We start from the raw sequence: 2177 nt of genomic DNA on the forward strand, positions 1-2177 counted from the left end.
TGGGCATCCTCACTCCGACCAGTCTAAAATGGCCCAATGACCGTCCGCGATCAAGACTTAGTGCCAACCTGCCAACCGGTCGAACATCTCAGCTGCCGCGAGGGGTTTACGGCGCTATTCGGCAGTTTTGTCCCCGGTGCCGAACATCGGGTAGTTCGTGTCGTCGAGAAAGGCCTCGTCGCCTTCGGTCGGCACCGGCTCGGCGTAGTCGATCGCGCCCTGGATGTTGTCGCCCCAGACTTCGCGCGGCAATTCGTAGAGCACCTCGACGCCATAGCCGTTGGGATCGACGATATAGAGGCTGTGCGTCATGCCGTGATTGACGCGGCGCTCGAACTTGACGCCCTTCGCGCGCAGCCAGGCCAACTGCTTCAGCCACGCCTCGCGGTTCGGCATCGTGATCGCGATGTGGTTGATCGCGACCGGCTGCTCGAACATCCACCAATCCGCCGGCGGCTTCGGGAGATTCGGGTTCTCGCACAGCGCGATGTCGTGGTGGTTCATACGGCCATCGTGGTCGCCGCTGTAGAAGCGCATCTTGCCGTTGCGCCGCTTCGAGTAGGCGACCTGCTTAAAGCCAAGGGTTTCGGTCCAGAATTTGTGCGACTCCTCGATGTCGCGCACATTGATGACGAGATGGTTGATGCCGCGCGGGGTGACCGCCTCGTCAGGGGTGGCCGGTACGATCGAAGAGGCGCCGTCCGCCATGATCATGCTCCTTCGGCTCGGGACTTCTTGCGGTTGAATATATCGGGCCTGCGAGCATTTTGCCATCGCGACCGTTTGGATCGGCCTCGATCCGCGGCCATTTTTACGTTTTCGAAGTCCGCGGGCGAAAGAGCGGCAGGAGATTCACGTTGCCGGTGGACCCGATCGAGTTCGAAGGGCGCCGCTATCTGGTCTGCGCCCGCGGCGATTCCCACTGGGTGCGCAATGCCCGCACTGCAGGCGAAAACGTGCTCGTCCGCGCCATGTGCCGCCGCCGCTATGCCGTGCGCGAACTTCCCCCCGGGATCCGGTTGCCAATCCTCAAAGCCCATCTGGACCGATTCGCAGGCGAGGTGCAGCGCTTCTTCCCAGTACCGAAAGGATCGCCGGTGAAAGAATTCAATGATTTGGCGCCGCGTTGCCCGGTCTTCGTACTGCAGCCGATTGACGAGTCCGCGCCACGCCCAGAGCGGCTCCGCGATCACAGTACAAGCTAGGTCGCTGGAGAGCCGCCATGCAAGTGCAATAGTTTCTTAATGTTCCTGTAACAGGAGCCGGCTAGGCTTTGTGACGAAATCGAGACGTGGCTGCGGTGGGGTTTGGTGACGGATGCAGTTGGGAAGAAATCGCCTGCAGAACTGGACAGGGTCGCTCTGCAAAAGGCGTATGCGCGTTGGGCTCCGGTATACGATCTGGTCTTTGGTGCCATATTCGATCGTGGGCGGCAGGCGGCCATCGCCGCGGCCGAGCAGGTCGGGGGCCGGATTCTCGAAGTCGGTGTCGGCACGGGCATCTCGCTCCCGGGCTACTCCTCCCAGAACCGCATAATCGGGATAGATCTCTCCGAGGCGATGCTACGCAAAGCGCAGCGGCGGGTGGCGGACCTGTCCCTGACCAATGTCGAGAAGCTGGAGGTGATGGATGCGGAGCATCTGTCATTCCCCGATGCTTCGTTCGACGTCGTCGTGGCGAATCACGTAATTTCGACCGTGCCGCACCCGGAGGCAGCGCTCGACGAGTGCGCCCGAATGCTCAGACCGGGCGGCGAGATGATCCTTCTTAGCCGCATCGGCGCGGATCGCGGTTTTCGGCATCTGGTCGAACGGTTGTTGCAACCGATCGTTTGCCGGCTTGGATGGCGCGCCGAGTTTCCGTGGGACCGATTCGCTCTATGGACCGAACGGCGAACCGATGTGCGCCTGATCGAGCGCCGGCCGATGCCGCCGTTCGGTCATTTCTCGCTCCTCAGATTTGTGAAATTCGAACTAGGGGCAAGAGCGTGAGCACCGCAGACCAGTCGATTCGCAGCTGACTGAGCCAATACGCGCCAAAAGGGGGACGTGCAGATGAATGTCTTTATGCAGACGCTGAAAATTCAGCGTTGGGACGATCACCGATACTATCACCATAGCGTGGTCAACCAATCGCTTCATCTATTGAGCGCGACGAGCTTCATTCTTACCTATTTC

The 2177-nt window shown here is 60.6% G+C and carries 3 protein-coding genes; 2 read left to right on the forward strand and 1 reads right to left on the reverse strand.

Translation table 11 applies throughout. The features are described from left to right. Positions 1–114: 114 nt before the first annotated feature. Positions 115–708: a VOC family protein gene (locus JOY90_RS26050; protein ID WP_291693976.1), complete on the reverse strand. Its 594-nt coding sequence runs from the start codon at positions 706–708 to the stop codon at positions 115–117. Between the two features lie 149 nt (positions 709–857). On the opposite strand from JOY90_RS26050, the gene JOY90_RS26055 reads away from it, so the two are divergent. Further along, on the forward strand, positions 858–1205 hold the full coding sequence (locus JOY90_RS26055; RefSeq protein ID WP_291693977.1) for a hypothetical protein: 348 nt from the start codon (positions 858–860) through the stop codon (positions 1203–1205). A 105-nt stretch (positions 1206–1310) separates the two neighbouring features. Continuing rightward, positions 1311–1991 (forward strand): class I SAM-dependent methyltransferase, encoded by a 681-nt coding sequence (locus JOY90_RS26060; RefSeq protein WP_291693978.1) that lies wholly within the window; start codon positions 1311–1313, stop codon positions 1989–1991. The last annotated feature ends 186 nt before the right edge of the window (positions 1992–2177 follow it).

Source organism: Bradyrhizobium sp. (assembly GCF_019242285.1).
In the GTDB taxonomy this organism is placed as follows: domain Bacteria; phylum Pseudomonadota; class Alphaproteobacteria; order Rhizobiales; family Xanthobacteraceae; genus Bradyrhizobium.